The sequence below is a fragment of the Cupriavidus pinatubonensis genome (assembly GCF_019602855.1).
Lineage (GTDB): Bacteria > Pseudomonadota > Gammaproteobacteria > Burkholderiales > Burkholderiaceae > Cupriavidus > Cupriavidus pinatubonensis.
In genome coordinates this window covers 554,636-573,977 of the sequence record NZ_CP080769.1, presented here as the reverse complement: position 1 = coordinate 573,977, position 19,342 = coordinate 554,636, and the positions used below count along the sequence as shown (strand labels likewise).

Annotated in this window: 16 protein-coding genes and 3 pseudogenes; 15 read left to right on the top strand and 4 right to left on the bottom strand. The window is 60.6% G+C overall.

From position 1 onward, the window contains the following. Positions 1 to 9: 9 nt before the first annotated feature. The 3 genes and pseudogenes from K2O51_RS35455 to K2O51_RS34460 all read left to right on the top strand — a co-directional run. Positions 10 to 576, top strand: a pseudogene (locus K2O51_RS35455) (MgtC/SapB family protein); the annotation flags it as partial. 37 nt (positions 577 to 613) lie between these two features. Then, a complete protein-coding gene (locus tag K2O51_RS35620) occupies positions 614 to 817 on the top strand; it encodes a hypothetical protein (RefSeq protein WP_337902929.1) in 204 nt (67 codons plus the stop codon). 443 nt (positions 818 to 1,260) lie between these two features. Continuing rightward, a pseudogene (locus K2O51_RS34460) lies at positions 1,261 to 2,325 on the top strand (IS256 family transposase); the annotation flags it as partial. Positions 2,326 to 2,350: 25 nt separating this feature from the next. Here the strand turns inward: K2O51_RS34460 and K2O51_RS34455 are convergent. After that, on the bottom strand, positions 2,351 to 3,592 hold the full coding sequence (locus tag K2O51_RS34455; protein ID WP_140953302.1) for an IS110 family RNA-guided transposase: 1,242 nt from the start codon (positions 3,590 to 3,592) through the stop codon (positions 2,351 to 2,353). Positions 3,593 to 3,826: 234 nt separating this feature from the next. Between K2O51_RS34455 and K2O51_RS34450 the strand changes: the two are divergent. The 6 genes and pseudogenes from K2O51_RS34450 to K2O51_RS34425 form a co-directional block, all read left to right on the top strand. Then, positions 3,827 to 4,048: pseudogene (locus K2O51_RS34450) on the top strand (transposase); the annotation flags it as partial. An 850-nt stretch (positions 4,049 to 4,898) separates the two neighbouring features. Then, the gene (locus K2O51_RS34445) at positions 4,899 to 5,198 is read left to right on the top strand and encodes a hypothetical protein (RefSeq protein ID WP_220632075.1); all 300 of its coding nucleotides are present in this window, start codon (positions 4,899 to 4,901) and stop codon (positions 5,196 to 5,198) included. Between the two features lie 575 nt (positions 5,199 to 5,773). Then, entirely contained in the window at positions 5,774 to 6,211 is a 438-nt protein-coding gene (locus tag K2O51_RS34440) for a MarR family winged helix-turn-helix transcriptional regulator (RefSeq protein WP_041680842.1), read from the top strand. A gap of 39 nt (positions 6,212 to 6,250) precedes the next feature. Further along, positions 6,251 to 7,723, top strand: coding sequence for an efflux transporter outer membrane subunit (locus tag K2O51_RS34435; RefSeq protein WP_220632074.1), 1,473 nt, complete (start codon positions 6,251 to 6,253; stop codon positions 7,721 to 7,723). 33 nt (positions 7,724 to 7,756) lie between these two features. Next, positions 7,757 to 9,109 carry an HlyD/EmrA/EmrK family protein gene (locus K2O51_RS34430; RefSeq protein WP_220632073.1) on the top strand — a complete coding sequence of 451 codons (1,353 nt, stop codon included), beginning with the start codon at positions 7,757 to 7,759 and terminating at the stop codon, positions 9,107 to 9,109. An 85-nt stretch (positions 9,110 to 9,194) separates the two neighbouring features. Then, complete coding sequence (locus tag K2O51_RS34425) at positions 9,195 to 10,757, top strand: DHA2 family efflux MFS transporter permease subunit (protein WP_220632072.1); 1,563 nt, start codon at positions 9,195 to 9,197, stop codon at positions 10,755 to 10,757. 262 nt (positions 10,758 to 11,019) lie between these two features. On the opposite strand, the gene K2O51_RS35950 is transcribed toward K2O51_RS34425, so the two are convergent. Both K2O51_RS35950 and K2O51_RS34415 read right to left on the bottom strand, forming a co-directional pair. Further along, complete coding sequence (locus K2O51_RS35950) at positions 11,020 to 11,508, bottom strand: transposase (RefSeq protein ID WP_425333013.1); 489 nt, start codon at positions 11,506 to 11,508, stop codon at positions 11,020 to 11,022. A gap of 438 nt (positions 11,509 to 11,946) precedes the next feature. Further along, complete coding sequence (locus K2O51_RS34415) at positions 11,947 to 12,786, bottom strand: LysR family transcriptional regulator (RefSeq protein ID WP_220632071.1); 840 nt, start codon at positions 12,784 to 12,786, stop codon at positions 11,947 to 11,949. A gap of 59 nt (positions 12,787 to 12,845) precedes the next feature. Here K2O51_RS34415 and K2O51_RS34410 point away from each other — a divergent pair, with 59 nt between their 5' ends. Then, positions 12,846 to 13,169, top strand: coding sequence for a DUF4148 domain-containing protein (locus K2O51_RS34410; protein ID WP_220632070.1), 324 nt, complete (start codon positions 12,846 to 12,848; stop codon positions 13,167 to 13,169). Between the two features lie 87 nt (positions 13,170 to 13,256). Here K2O51_RS34410 and K2O51_RS34405 read toward each other — a convergent pair whose 3' ends face one another. Beyond that, positions 13,257 to 14,465 (bottom strand): alpha/beta hydrolase family protein, encoded by a 1,209-nt coding sequence (locus tag K2O51_RS34405; protein ID WP_220632069.1) that lies wholly within the window; start codon positions 14,463 to 14,465, stop codon positions 13,257 to 13,259. 243 nt (positions 14,466 to 14,708) lie between these two features. Between K2O51_RS34405 and K2O51_RS34400 the strand changes: the two genes are divergently transcribed. From K2O51_RS34400 to K2O51_RS34380, 5 genes are read left to right on the top strand one after another with little or no spacing between them, the layout of a single operon-like run. After that, positions 14,709 to 15,950 carry an ABC transporter substrate-binding protein gene (locus K2O51_RS34400; protein ID WP_011295962.1) on the top strand — a complete coding sequence of 414 codons (1,242 nt, stop codon included), beginning with the start codon at positions 14,709 to 14,711 and terminating at the stop codon, positions 15,948 to 15,950. Between the two features lie 20 nt (positions 15,951 to 15,970). Beyond that, complete coding sequence (locus tag K2O51_RS34395; protein WP_140950307.1) at positions 15,971 to 16,831, top strand: branched-chain amino acid ABC transporter permease; 861 nt, start codon at positions 15,971 to 15,973, stop codon at positions 16,829 to 16,831. After that, positions 16,828 to 17,772, top strand: a complete 945-nt coding sequence (locus K2O51_RS34390; RefSeq protein ID WP_011295964.1) for a branched-chain amino acid ABC transporter permease — start codon at positions 16,828 to 16,830, stop codon at positions 17,770 to 17,772. The genes K2O51_RS34395 and K2O51_RS34390 overlap by 4 nt, the downstream gene beginning before the upstream one ends. A 56-nt stretch (positions 17,773 to 17,828) precedes the next feature. After that, positions 17,829 to 18,584, top strand: a complete 756-nt coding sequence (locus tag K2O51_RS34385; RefSeq protein WP_041680846.1) for an ABC transporter ATP-binding protein — start codon at positions 17,829 to 17,831, stop codon at positions 18,582 to 18,584. Continuing rightward, the gene (locus tag K2O51_RS34380) at positions 18,574 to 19,326 is read left to right on the top strand and encodes an ABC transporter ATP-binding protein (RefSeq protein WP_220632068.1); all 753 of its coding nucleotides are present in this window, start codon (positions 18,574 to 18,576) and stop codon (positions 19,324 to 19,326) included. Before K2O51_RS34385 ends, K2O51_RS34380 begins: the two co-directional genes overlap by 11 nt. Positions 19,327 to 19,342: the final 16 nt, after the last annotated feature.

Here is a 19,342-nt window from a genome sequence, read left to right as displayed (position 1 = left end):
GGAGTGGACTTGAACCCTCTTGCAATACCCCACGAAGCCATCGGCCTGGTCGCAGCACTGGCGGTCGGTCTTCTGATTGGCCTGGAGCGCGGATGGCATGAGCGTGAACTGCCAGAGGGCGGGCGAGTTGCCGGCCTACGTACATTTGCGCTGACCGGCCTATTGGGCAGCGCAACCAGTGCTGTAGTGATGCTGTTGACGTTGGCCCTGGGCGCCTATGCGGCGCGTGGTTCCGTCGCCCTGTCTCTTGGTGCGGCCGTGATAGCGGCAGTGCTTCTCGACATGAAGCCGACCTTGCATGGGTGGCTTCGACTCATTGAGCATCGCGAATTAACCGCGACGCTTCAACTGCTGGTCCTCTCTGTGGTCATTCTGCCCAATCTTCCAAGCGTCGGGATGGGACCCTACCATGCATTGAACCCGTACCAACTATGGTGGGCGGTGATACTGATTGCTAGCCTGTCCATGGTGGGGCACGTGGCGATGCGCGTCACCGGGGCGCAACGGGGCATGTTGTGGACTGGTCTGCTGGGAGGACTGGCCTCTTCCACTGCCGCGACCTTGGCACTGGCTCGTTCAGGGCCCGCAAGAACTAGTTGAACTGCCAATCCATTTGTTGCAGCCAGTATTCGATAGCGCGTTGATGTACAGGAGGCAGTTGCAGGACATCATCGCTGCCACTCAGGCGGAATTCGCGAAGGTTGCCGAAGTCCAATACGCCACAAGCAGAGGCCAACTGCAGGACTTCATCGACAGCGCGTTCACAAATCGCCATCAGGTTCGACCTCTCCTTTTGGTGCCTGGCAGGAGGCGATAAAAGCGACCACCACGCTTTATGAGTCGATGCAGTCGACTGCAAAGCAGGCCGCAGAGGTAGTCGAGAGCAATTTCAAATACTGCTGGAGAGGCGGCCTCGCAAAGCGTTCGCCGTCGTGGGGTGCAGGCTTCCCAGGCAGCCGCAAGGTAGGTGTCAGCTTGGGTTCATCAGCGGTACCTCTAAGGTACCAACGAGGACTCGGCTCCGAGGACGTCTCTACAGTTCCTCGGGGCCAAGTCTGTTCGCCTCAGCCATCAATCGTTGGCCTTGTTCCCGGATGCGCTGCTGGGTAAGCGGCGAAATTTCAATGATGCTTGCCCGTGAGCCGAGCCTTCTCAGGCCTCGCCAAACGCGCTGAAATATGAAATCAACCTCGCCCTGGGTGAAGTCGGGCCTGTCAGAAATTTTGTGTTTAGGGCATAACATGTCACCAAGGAGCATGTATGCCACGCAAAACCAAGACGAGCCAAGCCGCTGACCGCGAGCTGCCGACCATTCCCGAGGACCTGATCGCGCATTTCGTCAAGGGTCCGATGACCGCTGAGGCGGTCCAGGACGCCTCGATGGCGTTCAAGAAGGCCCTGATCGAGCGCGCCCTGGGCGCTGAACTGGGCCATCATCTGGGCTACCCGGCTGGTGCTGAGCGCCCAGCCGGCACGGCCAATCAGCGCAATGGCAAGAGCGCCAAGACGGTCTTGACCGATGACGGCCCACTGCGGGTGGATATCCCACGCGAGCGCGATGGCAGCTTCGATCCGATCCTGATTCCCAAACACGAGCGGCGCTTTACCGGGTTCGACGACAAGATCATCGCCATGTACGCCCGCGGCATGACCGTGCGCGAGATCCAGGCGTTTCTGGCCGAGCAGTACGGCACCGAAGTGTCGCCCGAGTTCATCAGTTCGGTGACCGACGCAGTCATGGATGAGGTAATCACCTGGCAGTCGCGCCCGCTGGAAGTGATGTACCCAGTGGTGTTCTTCGACGCGCTGCGGGTCAAGATGCGCGAGGACGGCGTGGTGCGCAACAAGGCTGTCTACCTGGCCTTGGGCGTGCTGCCAGATGGCACGCGCGACATCCTGGGCCTGTGGATCGAGACTACCGAAGGCGCCAAGTTCTGGATGAAGGTGTTCAACGACCTGAAGACCCGCGGCACGCAGGACATCCTGATCGCGGTCACCGATGGGCTCAGAGGCATGGAGCAGGCATTGAATGCGGTGTTCCCGAATACGACGCTGCAGACCTGCATCGTGCATCTGATCCGCAACAGCCTCGAGTACGCCAGCTGGAAGGAACGCCGGGCCGTGGCGGCAGCGCTCAAGCCCGTGTACACGGCACCTACTGTCGAAGCTGCGCTAGCCGAGTTGTCAGCCTTCGAGCAAGGGGAATGGGGTCAACGGTACGCACCCATCGGCGCATCCTGGCGGCGCGCCTGGGATCAGGTGATTCCGTTCTTTGCGTTCCCGCCGGCAATCCGCAAGATCGTCTACACGACGGATGAAGTTGACAAGCCCGCGGTGCTCTCTCACTCGTTCATGGCGTCCGTATTGGTGGCCACGGAGCGCGTACCGCACCTGTCTGCGGTCGCGCTTGTTTCCAGCGTGAGAACAGGCGTTGGTAAGCCTGCTCGGCTTGCTCTCCGACTGCACGCTCCAGATCCCGGACGGACTTCAGATTGTAGGCGGCGGCTGCTCCCTTGCGGCTACCGCGACGCGCAGAAGGCATGCCCGCCTGCAGTTCCAGCTCACGGGTCTTTCGCGCAGTCAGCGCCGGGCGATCCCAGGCGAAGCATTGGTTACGCGTGAGGACGTGCCAGACGATGATCGCCAGCTTGCGTGCCGTGGCAACAGCGGCGATCTGCTGACCGCGATGATCGCGGATACGTAGGAAGAAGGCTCGGACGGGGCCGGCCGTTTGCGCTGCGGCCCAAGCAGCCTCGACCAGCATGGCACGCGCATAGGAACGTCCGCGCTTGCTGATGTGTCCGTGTTTTGCTGGTTGCAAGCCGGATTGGTAGACCGACGGATTGAGGCCAAAGTAGCTGACCAATTTCTCCGGCGAGCGAAAGCGGGCGATATCGCCGATGGCGGAGAGCAACCCGATCGCCACTGTGGTGTTGACGCCGGTGATAGTCAGGAGCTTGCGTAGCCTGTCGTCCTGAATAGCGGATTGGGCCAGGACGCGGTCAATCTCCTGCAGATTCTCTGCCAGCCGGTCCAGCTCATGCAACCGCTGGTCGATCCCGATACGTTCGTCCGTGGGTAGCGGCTGCAGACTCAGCCACGCCCGCCCTTTCTTGCCAAACAGGTCTGTCGCGGGACACCGCTCGATGAGATGCGCGGCAAGGACAGCGTGAACCTCATTCTTGAGGCGCGTCCTCTGTCGGACGATCTGGGCGCGGCGCGACACCTGCCGCCGCATCGCTTGCGTGGCCTCGTCTGGAATCCAGACCTCGGGCAGGAAGCCACTCGCATAGAGTTGCGCAAGAATGGCCGCATCGATCTTATCCGTCTTCACGCGGGCTTCCGCAATTAGACGGACTTGCAGCGGGTTGGCGACGATCACTCTGCCAACATGACTAGTCAGCACATTTGCAATGGCGATCGTATTGCCGGTCGCCTCGAGTACTACGTGGTCGTCGGGCTTTAGTTTGGCGGCAAAGCGTTCGAGCTCGTCGCGTCGCAGTCCGACGCGACCCCCGGCGCGTAGCAGGCCATTCTCCAGATAGGCGATCTCGGCAACGGATCGCGATACATCCAGTCCTATCACTCGCATTGGCGTCTCCCATGGGAAACATCGCAAATGGGAGCCGGTGGGACAGCACGACAACTACGGATTCGCGCTCGCAGCGCAACCGGGCGGGTCGCAGGGGCGGCCAACTACTAACACGAGCTCGCAGCTCAACGTATATGAACGGCCTGCCCACCCGAAGTGCTCCCCGGTGCCCCTGTCCCGGATGGTCGAACCATACACCAAGTTACTCGGTGAGGAGGAGGGGCACCGGTTCCTATCATGCCGGTTACCAACGCCATTGAGAGTATCAATGCCCAATTGCGCAAGATCATCAAGACGCGAGGTCACTTCCCCAGCGACGAGGCGGCAACCAAACTGCTCTGGCTGGCGCTGCGCAACATCACCGGCAAGTGGGGAAGCTCTACCCATGACTGGAAGGCGGCGATGAACCAGTTTGCGATCCTCTACGAGGAGCGCTTCACCCATCCGCATCGTTGAGATAATGCTGGCTCACCGCTCAATCGACGGTGAGCCTTTAACTGTCCTGCACACAAAAAAACTGACAACCCCGTGAAGTCTCCAAGGTCGTGGTAGGCCGAACGCATCCTATCCAGGTATGGTTGGCGCTCGGCCCCGGCCAGAGTAATTATGCTAGCCAGCAGGGACCGCGAATGCCATCGTAGCCAGCGCCGTCTCCACGGCCCGTAGTTCTCATCCACCAATTGACCCCTGCTATGCAGACGCTCATCTTCACGCGTGAAGTCACGAAGAAACTCGAACACGTGTGTAGCGCTTTCTTAAAAACATCATAGTGTGAGATGAACTGTGCGGCAATGAAGTGTGTTGCATTGCAACTCCCTCCAAAGAGGGGATGCAAGCTGCTCGCGTCGAGAAAATGCCAGACGTACAGTTGATGAGCCCATCAACGATGGGCAACTAAGGGATGCTTCAAGAAGGCATTCGCTCTTCTTGCTCGCTGACATTCGTTCTACAACGGGGGTTGGGTCGAGGATAGTCTCGTTTCCACAACATCACCCTGTTGAGGGGCGCCCGCAGCCAGGACATCAGGCAAATTGATGACATCCGCTCAACCTCAGCACGAATATGACAAGGCGTCGACGTCGTCCTTCAGTTCTGCAACTCCAGTATCGTTTTGTCGTGGAAGCCGTCAGGTGGTGGCTTTACGCGTTCCTCGCTTTTTTGGGCGCCACCGCCATCAACACGATTCCTTGCATGGCGGCTAGTACGCTAAGAACGGTTCATTGCGAGCCGGCATTACCGCTGGCGAACGCCGTATGGCCGATTCTCGTGGTTGGCGGTATCGCAGCCGGCGTTTGGCGGTACTACCGTGACCATCACCGCGGTGATATGTACCGAGATTTCTACGATTAAAGGTACATCACGTGACCACTTGGACAAAGGTTCTCGCAGAGTAACCCTTGCTGCCAGCATCGTTGTCGTGGCTGCCATCGCGGTGCGCCACATGTACCTCCACGTTGTGCCGGAAGATGAAGCGGGCATGGATGCCGTTCGTGACACTGCGATGCCGCTCACTATTTGCGCGCCCGGCATCCAATCGGATTCGCGCCGCCGTGACGCTACAGAATTGGATAGCTCGTTCCGTCGGCACGTCTGTCTTGAGTCGTAGTCAGCAGCGTGCCATCAGAGTGGGTCGTCTGCGCCCACAGGCTTCGCACGGTACACCGACCAAAAGCAGTGCGAGTGTCGATGGTGTCGGGCACGCTTCTTCTCTGCGAGGAAGCGAACTCTTCCTGCAGGTCCTGAATTCAACACAAGCAGCGGCCTCCGGTGAGCATCTGCAAAAACGCAATTAATCGCCAGGCTTTCAAACAAAGCATCCAGTGGAGCCAGCAGGGCTAGGGGTTTGTCGTGAGCGGCATCCCCGCCTAGGGGAGGGGGTGTTCCGTGCCCCATTAACTGATCAGTCAGGTAAATATGAGGCAGGATTGGCCGTTTGGCGCTGGACGAGCGGGACGATAGTGGTAGGCGGCGGGGCAAGACCCGCACGGCGCCCCAGTGCGGGCAAGGAACAGAGCGGGGGCAGGGCGTGCCTGTGGCACCTCTGAACCCCCGGGGCAGCGGCGACAGTTACGACGGTAGCGATGACGGCCAATCATGAGCGATGGGCCCCCTTGCTTTGCGACACTTGCATTTATCTGACAGATCAACTACTGTAAGATCAATAAAATGTTGGGGCTTGCCGTGGACCACTATTCGAAGGAAAACTTTCGCATCACTCAGAGCGTCGGGTTTTTCCTCAACCGTGCCCGCAACACCTTGCTGATGGAAATGGACGCGGCATTGAAGGACCTGGACATCACTGGCCAGCAAATGGGGATTCTGCTGTCACTCACTCAGGGCGTGGCCACCACCCCGTTCGAGTTGAGCAAGGTGCTCGGTATCGACACAGGGCTGATGACACGCATGCTGGACAAGCTGGAAACCAAGGGCCTGCTGTCGCGCAGTCGCAGCCTCGACGATCGTCGTGTGGTCAACCTGACACTGACTCAGAAGGGGCAGGAAGTTGCCGAGCGCGCCCCGGTAGTAGCGCCTAAGGTGCTAAACCAGCGCCTCAGACACTTCAGCAAGGCAGAATTCGAAGAGTTCCTCCGCTTGCTCGCGAAATTTGCGGACGCCTGAGCGCGTTTTATTTCATCCATTTACCTGACTAGTCAGATAATGCAAACTCAGAAATTCCGCCGAGCACGCCACTTCGCCGCGCCTACCGTCTTCATACTGATGGCAGCTGTGCTGGCCGGCTGCGCCAACTATGCCGGCATCAAGAGCGACAGGAACATTGCCAATGCCAGCAGCTACGCCACCACGGAGAGCATTCCTGCCGAGCACGGCCGCTGGCCCTCCACCGATTGGGCAGACCAGTTTGGGGATGCACAACTCAAGACGCTGATCGGTGAAGCCCTGCAGGGTAGTCCATCGCTCGAAAAGGCGCGGGCGCGTGTGGCCGCCGCTACGGCGTTCAGCGAGGGCGCCAATGCCAACACGCTGCCGCAAGTCGGGGCGGGCTATTCGTGGACCCGCCAGCGTTTTTCGGAAAGCACGCTGATCCCGCCCCCCTTCGCCGGTTCCTGGCAGTCGGAAAACAAGGCTTTCATCAACGCCTCGTATGAACTGGACCTATGGGGCAAGAACCGCGAGACGCTCAAGTCCGCCGTGTCTTCCCTCCACGCCAGCGAGGCCGAGGCGGAACAGGTAAGGCTGACGCTCAGCAGTGCAATTGCCCGTGCCTATAACGAACTGGCGCGCCTCTACGCACTGCATGACATCGCGCAGGATGAAGTCAAGCAGCGCGGCGAAGCGCTGCGCGTGACCGACGGACGCGTCACCATGGGCCTCGACACCGAGGTCGAGAAGCGCACCGCGGAGGCGAACCTCGCTGCCAGCGAAGTTGCGCTGTCCTCGCTCGACGGCAGCATCCAGCGCACGCGTTACCAGCTTGGCGCACTGCTGGGGCGGGGCCCGGACCGCGGCCTGGCGATCGCCCGTCCTGCCTTGGGCGCGGGAGACGAAATCCGCCTGCCCGACAACCTGCCGGCCGACCTGGTTTCGCGCCGACCGGATATCGTCGCCGCGCGCTGGCGCGTCGACGCGACGCTGCATGACATCAAGGTCGCCAAGGCCGAGTTCTATCCGGACATCAACCTGAGCGCCATGATCGGTCTCGATGCCTTTGGCTGGGGCCGCTTCCTGCGCGCCGCCAGCCGCACCGCCTCGGCTGGTCCTGCGATCCACTTGCCGATCTTCGACGGCGGCGCGCTGCGCGCCCAACTCAAAGGCCGCTATGCCGAATTCGACTTCGCCGTGGCCAGTTACAACGAGTCGCTGACCAATGCCTTGACCGATGTTGCCATCCAGCTCTCCGACATTCGCGCCATCGACGCACAGATCGGCAATGCCGTACGCACCGATACCGCCGCGCAGCGCGCGCTGACCCTGGCGCTGGCGCAATACAAGGCCGGCCTGACCACCCAGCTGACGGTGCTGAACGCGCAGACGAGTGCGCTGGCCAGCCGCCAGGTGCTCGCCAACCTGCGCATGACGCGCCGTGATCGACAGATCGCCCTGGCCGCTGCGCTGGGTGGCGGCTATTCGGACATCTCCGACCCGACCAAACCAACGGCGCTTGTCCGCTGATTCCCCACTCATCGATTACGAACAGGTGACGCTGTGAACGAAACGACCCAGAACGCCCCCGCCGCTGAACAGGCCAGCCCCCAGGCCACCCTCGATGCTCAACCCGCCAGGAAGAACACCCGCAAGCGCCTGCTGGCCCTGCTAGGCCTGGCCACGGCACTCGCTGCGGCCGGGTACGCCGCGTATTACTACACCTTGGTGCGCTTCCACGAAGAAACCGACGACGCCTATGTCACCGGCAACCTGGTCCAGCTCACGCCGCAAGTGAGTGGCACCGTGGTCGCTGTCCACGCCGACGATACACAGATCGTCAAGGCCGGCGAGCCGGTGGTAACCCTCGACGCCGCCGACGCCAATATTGCGCTCGCCAATGCCGAAGCCTCACTTGGCCAGACCGTGCGTCAAGTCAGCGCGCTCTATGCCAACAACAACGTGCTGGCGGCGACGGTGCAGCAGCGGCAGGCCGATCTCGCCCGCGCGCGGGATGATCTGCGCCGGCGCACCGAGGTGACAGAATCCGGCGCGGTGGCTGCGGAAGATGTGGCTCACGCCCGCGATGCGGTCAAGACCGCCGAAGCCGCGCTCGAGACCGCACGCCAGCAACTGGCGTCCAACCACACGCTGACCGACCAGGCTACCGTCGCCGACCATCCCAGCGTCATGGCTGCCGCTGCCAAGGTGCGAGAAGCTTACCTTGCCGATGCCCGCAACACGCTGCCCGCCCCCGTCACCGGCTACGTCGCGCGCCGCTCCGTACAGGTTGGCCAGCGCGTGGCCCCCGGCAACCCGCTGATGGCTATCGTGCCGCTCGACGGCGTTTGGGTCGACGCCAACTTCAAGGAAGTCCAGCTCAAACACATCCGCATCGGCCAGCCGGTTGAACTGCATGCCGACCTCTATGGCAGCAAGGTGACCTACCACGGCAAGGTGGTGGGCTTCTCGGCCGGCACCGGCAGTGCGTTCTCGGCGTTGCCCGCGCAGAATGCCACCGGCAACTGGATCAAGGTCGTGCAGCGCCTGCCCGTGCGCATCCAGCTCGATCCGGTGGAGCTACGTGAGCATCCACTGCAGATCGGCCTGTCGATGCAGGTCGATGTGCAAACGCGCGAGGAGGGCGGTTCGGCTCTCGCCAGCGGCAGCCGCAGTGGTAATGAAGCGCTGTACCGCACGACCTATCGCACCGACGTGTTCCAGCGCCAAGGTGAGGAAGCCGATCGCGAGATCGTGCGGATCATCGCGCAGAACCGTAACGGTACGGCCGGCACCCAAGAGGCGGCCGCAGACGTCGCACAACAAGAACGGAAGCTCGGGCCCCAGCGAGCACAGCGCAGCACGCAAGCGACCCCCAGAGGGTCAACACCTCATGACGTGCCGCCAGCCGCGTAGGCAGTACACGGCAGCAAAGGCCAGCCCCGTCCAGCTATCTGACCGACCAGTTTTTCCACACGACCCCATTCGCCTGGAGCCCATCATGCAGTCCCAAGCCCAGACCTCACCCGTGCCAGCCCCGCTGACTGGCGGCAAGCTTGTGATCGGAAGCTTCGCCGTGGCCCTGGCCACCTTCATGAACGTGCTCGACTCGTCGATCGCCAACGTAGCGATCCCGACGATCTCCGGCAACCTCGGTGTGTCGATCGACGAAGGCACATGGGTCATCACCCTGTTCGCCGCGGCCAACGCCGTGGCGATCCCGCTGACCGGCTGGCTGACCCAACGCGTCGGCCAGATCCGCCTGTTCGTGGGCGCCATCCTGCTGTTCGTGCTGTCATCATGGCTGTGCGGTGTCGCTCCCAACCTGACAGTGCTGCTGGGCGCGCGTATCCTGCAGGGCGCCGTGGCGGGGCCGCTGATTCCCCTCTCGCAATCGATCCTACTTTCCTCCTATCCCAAGGAGAAGAGCGCTACGGCGCTTGCGCTGTGGGCGATGACGGCCACCGTCGGGCCCATTGCCGGCCCGGCCTTGGGTGGCTGGATGACCGACAGCTACTCCTGGTCGTGGATCTTCTATATCAACGTGCCAGTGGGCCTGTTTGCCGCTGCCGTCACCTGGGCGATCTACCGTGACCGCGAAACCCAGACGGGTAAGCTGCCGATGGATCTCGTGGGCCTGGCCTCGCTCATCACCTGGGTGGCGTCGTTGCAGATCATGCTCGACAAGGGGAAGGACCTGGACTGGTTCAGCTCGCCGGTCATCATCACCCTGGCCATTGTCGCGCTGCTCAGTTTCCTCTTTTTCGTGATATGGGAGCTGACCGAGCCGAAGCCGATCATTGACCTGCGCCTGTTCAAGGGCCGCAACTTCCTTGCCGGCACGGTCGCCATCTCGGTCGCCTTCGCGGTGTTCTTTGCCAACCTGGTGGTGCTGCCCCAGTGGATGCAGCAGTACCTGGCCTACCCCGCCATCAACGCCGGGCTGGCGACGGCGCCGCTGGGCATCTTCGCCGTGCTGCTGGCGCCGGTGGTGGGCAAGATCCTGCCCAAGTCGGAACTGCGCGTGCTTGCTACGCTGTCCTTCCTCGGCTTTGCCGGCGTGTTCTTCATGCGCTCGCAATATGCCACCGGCGTGGACACTTTCACGCTGGTGCTGCCCACTTTGCTGCAAGGCATTCCGACCGCGCTGTTCTTCGTTCCGCTGACTGCAATCCTCCTGTCGGGCCAGCCGCCCGAGAAGATTCCGGCCGCTGCCGGCTTGTCCAACTTCGTCCGGGTGTTCTGCGGAGCCGTGGGCACGTCGCTGGCCACCACCGCGTGGAACAACCGGGCGGTGCTGCACCATGCGCGACTGGTGGAACAGGCCAGCCCGGGCAACCCACTGTATGGCCAGGCGCTGAATTCGATCCAGTCGAGCCTGGGCTTCACCCCCGAGCAAGCCGTCACCTACTTCGAGCGTAGCCTGAACTTGCAAGCCATCATGCTCGGCTTAAACGACATCTTTTGGATCTCGGGCGTGATCTTCGCCGCCATCATTCCGCTAATCTGGTTCACCAAGCCTGACAAGGGGGCCGCATCCGGCGCCGCAGCAGCAGCCCACTAACAAGGGAGTAGGCGAGAGGCGAGGGCATGTGTGGAAAGCTTGCTTTATGGGGTCATCGTAACTTTGATGCGAGAGCTGGCGGTTCGGTCCTAAAAACCCTTTGAAATCAGTCGCTGCAAGCCATCGTCTTTCCCGCCCGACTACCACTATTCTTCTTACTGACTAACGTAAGCGAGTCCGCCAGCCTCGCCGTGGCCACACGTACTCACGTGCCTGCGATCGCGACCGGACTGGCGGGGCCTGTAGAACAGAGCAGGCCGGTTTAGTTTGGCTTCAACACTCGCAGCCGCAGAAGCTCCATATTTGCGCGGCCGTACATTTGGCGCTTGAGGAGCTTGAGCCGGTTGACATGACCCTCGGTCTGGCCATTGCTCCATGGCAACTTGAATGCGGCCCGCACAGCCGGTAAGTCGGAGCTCAGGCTTTGCGCGAACCGACGCATTTCCTCAGCGTCGCAGCACGACAAACGTTTCAACCATCGATCGAAATGCAGCACACTTCGCCGGTGTTGAGAGTTCGCGCGCGATTCCTCTGATCGTGCCAGCAGCCGCTCGACGTTGTCGCGCAGGTTGCTCAGCAGATGCCAGCGATCCGAGACTTGCTGGGCTGCCGGTAGCGCGAGGTCGACCGCTTCGGAATAGGCCCCGGCCCGGTCCCTGGCGACGATCTCGATCGATGGGTGCGCACGCATCCACGCAGCCACGCAGCCACGCAATGGCGTCCCTACCGGCGAACACTTCGATCGGCTCACGTCTCTCCAAGTCGACGATGATCGTTCCGTACTGGTGACCGCGCGCGATCGCCCAGTCATCGATGCCGACGACCCGCGGTTTTGGTTTGCGCTTGCGCTCAGGTACTCTGCGCAATTCTCGCAGCACGGTGTCAGCACTGGTGCGCAAGCCCAAGGCGTCGGCAAGCCGGGCTGCTGCCTCACCACCGAGGGCGTGGCCCAACGCGTGCAACGCCCGAGCCTGCGATCGCGTACGACGTTGATACCGATCGGCCAATCACGGTAACGATCAACGTAGACCAACTTGGCCGGCAATCAAGGCCTTGACTCGGCCGTCACACAAAGTGCGGGAGACCCGCGATTACTACACTTCACGGCTTGTTTAGCAGATACCAGCGATCCGAGTCTTGCTTGGCTGCCGGCAGCGCGATGACCCGCGGTGGTGGTTTGCGCTAGCGGTCACATTTCAAGTGTGGACAGCACTGCTTCGATAAACTTGCTGACTTTGGCAGATATGTATTGGCGGGTAGGGTAGGCCAGCCACAGGCACATCTCCGGAAGGGGCGCTGTGTTCAATACCTGAACGAGACTGCCCTGGCGGAGGTCGTCTCCTACCATGAAATCCGGCAATAGAGCGACCCCACAGTTCTCGAGCGCAAGCATTCTCAGCATGGCACTGCTCGTACTGGTGTCGAAGCGGACACCCGCCAAGGCGCGGACCTTCTCTGTGAAGCGACGCAGACACAGGACTCTATCATCGTTGAGCTCGCTCCACTGGGTTGGAACTGGCCTCGATCCAAGATAGGCGGGGGTGCAACAAGCGATGAACCGCCCGAATGGCACACACCGACTGACGATGGATTCGCTGGTAAGCATTGTGTCCAGCGCGATGGCCATATCGTAGCCCTCCTCTACCAGGTCGATGTGGCGATCGACGATAGAGATGTCGAGCGATACTTCCGGATAGCGGCGGGTAAAGTCAGAGAAGACCTTGGGCAAGATCGTCAGCGCAAGGGTGGATGGCAGTGCGATCCTGAGCACGCCGCTGGGGCGGACGTGGTCCTTTACCGCAACTTCATCAGCCTGCGCCACGGCATCAAGTATCGCCCGGCACCGTTGAGCGTAGTCCAATCCAATGTCTGTTGGCGTGACGCTTCGTGTGCTGCGTTGAAGCAGGCGAGACCGAACTCTGCTTTCCAGGCTGGCGACTGCGCGGGTGGCCATTGCAGGTGATATGTCAAGCGCGCGTGCGGCGGCTGCGAACGAGGCGTTCTCCACGACCTGCACAAAGATGCGCATGCAGAAAAGTCGATCCAATATGATGTGTCCAAGAATTATTTCAGAACGTGAAACACCATATGAGTGTTCTCAATCTGGCCGCATTGTTGTGCGGGCGCTACTGTTGTCAGTATCGAAACTACATATTTGACTGCTTATTAGCCGACAGTGGTCAGGAAGGGGTGAACATGAAAAACCGAATCTTCTTGGTGGGTGCGCTTATGCTCGCTTTCTCAGTTGCGCTTCCTGCCGTTGCTGCAGAGACGCAGGCGACACCCTGTGCTACCCAGGTCATGACTCGTGCGCAAGTGCAGCGAGAGCTTGCCGCTGCTGTGTCGCAAGGTCGCGTGGTAACGGAGAACAATTACCCCGAGATCTTCCTGAAGCCGGCGACTGCCCGATGACGGAGGTGAGTGGGGAGTGTGACCTCGGCGAGTCGGGCGTCCGCTAGCGCGGATGCCCGGACGGCGGCCACTGGCCGCCGATGCTAATCAGGGATGCCACCAGGGCGGCTCGCCACTGCCCTCAAGATATTCACCCTGCTTGGTAATGAAGGTGCGAAGTTCGTGCTTCGGAGCGAAGCAATCCTCTAGTGCGTGTTCGAGCCAGTCCAGTGATGCAGTCAGCCATTCATCGGACTGTGGACCAATGGGGTGGAACTCGTACTGGTAAATCCACAACTCCTTCGGGCCGGGCAGCTTCCCATACACACCAATGCTGGAGTCCAGCGTTGTCAATTCATCATTCTCACCTGTGATGATCAGATATGGAATGCTGACCTTCGGAGCGATGTCGTCCAGCGTCATGGCCTTCGACAGTGCCTGAATTTCCTCCGTGTCGGTAATGCCAGTCATGTACATCAGGTTTGCCATGAAGCTGGGCTGGGCCTGATTGAGCAGGACGAACTTGTCGCCTAGGTTCGACATGTTGGCGGCGATGGCGCGAATTCGCGGCTCGACCGCGGCAGCACGCGTTGCCCACCAAGAACCCATGCTCGATCCCATGATGACGATTCGCTCAGGGTCAATGGCCGGGTGTGCGGATAGCCAATCGATCACTGCGGTAATGGCTCGATCATAGTTGTCGAGCGACATTTTCAGGCCCTTAGTCAGGCTCTCGCCCTGACCAGGGCCGTCGAGCGCAAAGGCTGCCCAGCCGCGCGGGAGGATCCGCTGCTCCATCAGCTTGTGCCAGTCCTCCTTAAACATGTCCATGCCGGGCAGCATGATCACGCAAGGTAATTTCTTTGCATTGGGAGGCGTTTCCAGGATGCCATGCAGATGGTGGCCCTCGAATGGCAACACGACTCGCTCGATAGGGTGGTCCGAGAACGCGATCACCTTTTCAAAGGACTCGATCACCTTCTCGAGGTACCGCCCCCGACGCGGGTCGTCGCCGAGGATGGAGTAGTGCGTGCGCGCGTATAGCAGCGTGGCGCGCTCATACAGCCGACGCGCTGTTCGGGTGAAGCCGCGCTCTTCCCAGTGCTGAGCACGATGCTCAATTTCCTTGGCGGCCCCGCTCCATGCGGAGGGCAGCATCGACCCTGCCTTGACTGGCCCGAATACTCGCTTCAGGTCCGTGGAGTCGTAGCCAATCTGTTCGAAGATCGCGCCCGCGTCCGGGTGAAGGACATCTAGTCCGCCGACTGCGAGGAACGCATCCAGCACCCAACGCTGGCCTTTGCGCATTGCATCCATTGGTTTCTCCTTGGTTGGTTGTGCAGCAATATAAATCGCGATCTGTGATCACGCAATAAGAAACTTCCGCTGTCACCTAAGATGATTTATAGGCGCTTATGCCCGCAAAGAACGCGAAGCATGCCGGGAATTTGAGGCCTGATGGTCGTGTGGCGTATACCCTAGTTGATATCTGTGATCACTAAAACGATAGTATCACCACACAGGCCAGATGGGTGCCTGACCGCCACAGGGGGAGAACAGATGTCACGTCAAAGGCTTTGGATGGTGCTGGTCGGTGTGGTCGCCAGCGTGCTTAATGGGTCGCTAATGGCGGCGCAACCCACGCCACTGCGTGTGGGATTGCTGACGATTAAGACAGGTGTTGCTGCGGGGATTGGGCAACAGATGCAAGACGGTTTCGAGTACCTGTTGCACGAGCGGGGGGGAAAGCTTGCTGGCCGCGATGTGGAGGTAGTGGTGGCCGATACTGCGGCGTCGCCGGCCGTCGCGAAGGCGAAGTTCCTGCAACTGACTGAGCGTGATCGTGTTGATGTTGTGGTAGGCCCGCTTGCCGCTTTCGAGGCCAACGCAATTCGCGACGACATCGCGCGTGCGAAGGTCCCTGTCATTCTTAGCTCCGCTGCTGCTGAAGACCTGACCCAGCGCAAAGCGGACCCGTGGATGGTGCGCAGTTCGTCGACTTCGGCTCAGGCCATGCATCCGTTTGGTGAGTACGCTGCCACTACCTTGAAGTACCGCCGCATCGCGGTGGTCGCGGAGGACCTCTCCTTTTCCCATGAAACGGTAGCTGGCTTCCAACGGACCTTCGAGGAAGCCGGCGGGAAAATTGTCCAAAAGCTGTGGGCTCCGTTCAATGCCAGTGACTTCGCAACCCTCATTGCGCAGATTCACCCCAATGTCGACGCAGTCCTAATCAATTTCTCCGGCGGCAACGCAACACGATTTCTGAAGCAGTACCGTGACTACGGGCTCAAGCAGAAGATTCCCTTGCTGGCAGGAATGAATACGGTCGATGAATCTCTACTCGAAAAGATGGGAGACGAAGCCGTTGGGATCATTTCTGCTGGTTGGTATAGCGGTGCGATCTCCACGCCTGTGAACGAGCGCTATGTCGAGGGCTATCGTAAGCAGTACCACACCACGCCAGGCTTCTATGCAACAGGCGGATACAGCGCGGGGCTGGTTCTCGAGCAGGCCCTACAAGCGGGCGGTTCAGCAACTCTCTCAGGCCGAGCACTTGCCGACGCGATGCATGCTGTTCGCCTTTCGCAAAGCCCGCGTGGTCCGCTCACGCTCGATCGTTTCGGTAATCCCGTGGTGACTGTCTACATCCGCAAAGTTGCGCGCGTTGGGGGCAAGCTGGTCAATACGGTCGTCCGAGAATACCCGGGTGTCACCCAATTCTGGACGTATGAGCCGTCTGCATTCCTCGCCAATCCCGTCTATTCGCGGGACTATCCGCCGTCGCGCAATCTCGACTGATGTGTCAGCAAGGATTCACGATGTCTATTTTTCTAATCCAGACGCTCAATGGGCTGACCTTTGCTTCAGTGCTGTTTCTGATGGCGGCAGGTTTCACGCTCATCTTTGGCCTAATGAGCATCCCCAACATGGCACACGGAGCGCTGTTCATGCTGGGGGGCTACCTCTGTGTCACCCTGGTCGATGCGGAACTGCCGTTCTCCCTTGCCACACTAGGCAGCGCCATTGTCGTGGGCATTCTTGGCATCGCATTGGAGCGGGCGATCTTGCGACGAATCGCTCATAACGAACTCGCACAAGTACTCGCTACTCTGGGGATCGCGTTCGTCATTGCGGACAGTTGCAAGACCATTTGGGGTGGCATGCCTCTCGAGATCGGGGTGCCGCCGCTCCTGACGGGCGCCGTATCGCTTGGCGAATTGACTTTTCCCCTGTACCGCCTCTTCGTCATGGCACTTTCAGTGGTGACCGCCGTGGCTCTGGACCTCTCGTTGTCTCGCACGCCGATCGGGGCTCGCTTACGTGCCGCCGTAGAAGACCGGACCATGGCCCGTGCGGTTGGCATTCGCGTCGACCGCCTCTTCATGACGATCTTCTTCGCTGGTGCGGCGCTTGTCGGCATTGGCGGTGCGATTGGCGCGCCAATCCTGTCGGTTTTTCCGGGTCTCGATATGGAGGTTCTTCCTCTTGTGCTGATCGTGGTGGTCCTGGGCGGCACAGGCAGCATTCCTGGTGCGATGGTGGGAAGCCTGATCACGGGGCTGGTCCATAGCTTCGGGCAGTCGGTTCTGCCGGAGATGTCATACGTGCTGTTGTTCGTGCCGATGATCGCCGTGCTGGCGTATCGGCCTCAAGGATTGTTCGGGAGGGCCGCAGCATGAAGATCTTTGCACGTTCCGTCGGCCCTTGTATCGCTGGTGCACTGCTATTAATGCTGCCGCTGGCGATCAGTTCACCTTTTTACTTGGACCTGGCGATCCACATCATGATCGCCGCGTTGATTGCGACCAGCCTTAATATGCTACTTGGGCTGGGTGGACTGCTGTCGTTTGCCCAATCGGCGCTAGCCGGTGCCGCAGCCTACGGGGTTGCCATCGCCGGCCAGCACACTGGTTTTGGGCCATGGATGCTCACAGCCATGGCGGTGAGTGTGGCTGTAGCGTTCTCGGTAGTGGTCGGAATTCTCGCGCTGCGTACCAGTGGACTCAGTATCGGCATGATCACGTTAGCCATTGCTCAGGTGCTTTGGGGGGTAGCCATGCACTGGGGCAGTGTGACCGGCGGTGAGAATGGTATTGCCGGAATTGCGAGGCCTGCGCTGCCGTGGATGGATACGGACAACCACATTGTCTGGTTCGAGTTCGTGGCGATTTGCTTTCTCCTGGTGCTATGCCTGGTTAACAGGTTCATGCAATCGCAACTCGGCCGCTGTTTGGACGGTACGAGATCGCAACCGCGCCGGATGTCGGCCCTTGGCTTTGATATTTGGGGTATCCGACTCTTCGCCTTCGCATTTGCGGGACTGGTCGCAGCGATTGCAGGTGTCCTGCTGGCTTTCCACCAGCAATTCATCAGTCCCCATGCGCTATCGCTTGGTGAAACCGCGGAGAGTCTCCTGATGGTGATCGTCGGTGGGCCTGCCACGCTGCTCGGACCGGTGGTCGGCGCAGTGATCGTCGTCGGCTTTCGTGTGCTGGTTAGCGGCTATATCGAGAGCTGGCCAACATTCCTCGGTCTCTTGCTGATAGGGGTGGTGCTATTTGTTCCCGCGGGCGTTGTACCGGGCTTCGCCTCTATCTTTGGCAAGAGGAGCATTCGATGATCCACTCAGCAGTGGTATTGGCGGACAGGCCTGCTGCGCCTTCGGAGCTATGTGTAATGGGCAGCTCCATTGCAATCGGTTTGGCTGATCTGTCTATCTCATTCGGCGCGCTGCGTGTCGTCGATGGTGTAAATCTCACGATACAGCGGGGAGAGCGCAGGCTACTGCTAGGTCCTAATGGCGCTGGAAAGACAACGTTGCTTAATCTTGTCGCGGGCGACCTGTGTGCGACCCGCGGGAGTATCGCGCTGTTTGGGGAGGATGTCACAGCAAAGCCAACGTACGCCCGTGCTCGCATGGGCGTAGGGCGGACCTATCAAATACTCACGCCGTTCCGCGACAAGACGCTGTTGCATAACGTGCTGATGTCGTTGACGGGGGCACCGACCGCGGGTTCGGCAGCCACCTTGAGTCCATGGAGGCGATTCGGCGGCTCGGCGCTCGAGGCTGAAGCCCGCGCCGTGCTAGCTCGTGTGGCCCTCGACGTCCGCGCCGATACGCCTGTGCACGCCTGTTCGTACGGAGAGTTGCGGCGGCTGGAAATCGCGATGTCGCTCGCGCAGCAGCCGAGCATCCTGCTACTGGACGAGCCGCTGGCGGGACTGTCGGGAGCGGAGCGGGTTGGGGTTGCCGAACTGTTGGCGAACTTGCCGAGGGACCTGACCATCGTGATGGTCGAGCATGACATGGATGTGGCGCTCGCCTTTGCGGAGTCAATCACGGTGTTGCAGAGCGGCCGCGTTGTTGTCGACGGAGACAAGCGCTCGGTGCTAGCTGACCCTCGCACGCAGGAGATCTACCTTGCCCACTAATTCCCTTCCCGCACTTGCGCTGTCCGGCGTCACATCCGGCTATGACCGCAGTGAAATCCTGCAGGACGTCTCGCTGACCGTCCGACCCAGTACCGTGCTCGCGCTGCTTGGCCGAAACGGGGCGGCCAAGACTACCTGCATCCACACGATCATGGGCATGGTGCCAGCGTATCGCGGTGCCATTCAATTGTTCGGCGAAGACATCGCCAGGCTACCGGTTGACAGCATTGTTCGACGCGGTGTGGCACTGGTACCGCAAGGGCGTCGCCTTTTCTCGCTCTTGTCCGTGCGCGAGAACCTGACCGTCGCCAGGCAGGCCGACGCATCCGATGCGGGCCCGGCATGGACTGTCGCTCAGGTTGTGGAGGTGTTTCCGCGACTCGGGGAACGATTCCATCAGCGCGCTGGAACGCTCTCTGGCGGCGAACAGCAGATGCTTGCTATCGGTCGCGCGCTGATGAGCCGTCCGCGCGTGCTGCTGATGGATGAGCCTACGGAGGGGCTTTCCCCTCAAATGATTGATGAAGTCGCGGCGATAGTTGGCCGATTGCGGGATGCCGGCCTGTCAATCCTGCTCGTCGAGCAGAACAGCAGGATTGCGCTGTCGGTCGCTGACGATGCGGCGGTACTTGTCAGCGGTCGCGTCGCATACAAGGACCGTGCAGCAGAACTGCAAAGTCGACCCGAACTGATGGAGCGCTTCCTGGGCGTGGTGCCAGGTGAGGTGCCCACGCTGGCCTGAGGAACTGTTCATCACT